Genomic DNA, 911 nt, shown 5'->3' with positions numbered 1-911 from the left:
CGCGCCCGGCCGCGCTGCGCGAGCCAGGCCCGCAGCACCCCGGAGGATTTGTCCGAAACCGCCGGCACGGGGGATCGCGCCGAAGCGGCAAAGTGGCACAGCCGCGCGCGCTCCTCGCCCGACAGCCGCAGCCTGGCGGCAAGCCCCGCCGCCGCCTCCGGCGCATCGGCCGGGAGCAGCGCCGCGACGCGCAGCAGCGGATCGGCCGGCGCGCCGATCCCGACAAGACGGGCCAGCACCTCCGGCCCGACCGCCTCCGGCAGCAGCGCGGCCAGCAGCCCTGCCTCGCGCATCAACTCCAGCGCGCCCATCGGGTCCGGCGCCTCCAGCAGTCGCTTCAGCTCCATCCAGATGCGCTCCGCCGCGATCCGCGCGGCAAGCCCCGGCACTGCGTCCCGGATGGCCGCCAGCGCCGCGCCGTCCGGCGCGCCGCGGCCATAGCGCGCCCAGAACCGGAAGAAGCGCAGCGCGCGCAGGTAGTCCTCGGCCAGCCGGGTCGCCGGGTCCCCGACGAAGCGCACCCGGCCCGCTTCCAGGTCCTCGCGCCCGCCGAAATAGTCCCAGAGCCGGCCGTCCGCGGCCAGCGACATGGCGTTGATGGTGAAGTCGCGCCGGGCCGCGTCCTCCCGCCAGTCGGTGGTCCATGCGACCTCGGCGTGGCGCCCATCCGTCGTCACGTCGCGGCGCAGCGCGGTCACCTCCACGGGCTGGCGGTCCAGCACCGCCGTCAGCGTCCCGTGCTGCAGCCCGGTCTCGAACACCTTGAGGCCGGCGGCGGAGAGGCGCCGCGCGATCTCCTCCGGCGGCAGCGGCACGGCCACGTCCACGTCGTGCACCACGCGCCCGGCCAGCGCATCGCGCACGCACCCCCCCACGGCGCGCGCGCCGGGCAGGGCCGCCAGAACGGCGGC

Annotated in this window: 1 protein-coding gene; it reads right to left on the bottom strand. The window is 77.2% G+C overall.

Annotated elements, in window-relative coordinates; translation table 11 throughout:
• Nucleotides 1-863: CCA tRNA nucleotidyltransferase (locus OZN99_RS32525; RefSeq protein ID WP_333779801.1), on the bottom strand; the 863-nt coding region annotated here is incomplete at its 3' end.
• Nucleotides 864-911 lie beyond the last annotated feature (48 nt).

The organism is Falsiroseomonas oryzae (assembly GCF_027856955.1).
Classification (GTDB): Bacteria; Pseudomonadota; Alphaproteobacteria; order Acetobacterales; family Acetobacteraceae; genus Falsiroseomonas; species Falsiroseomonas oryzae.
The sequence above is the reverse complement of the archived record's forward strand: the minus strand, read 5'-3'. Positions and strand labels throughout refer to the sequence as shown.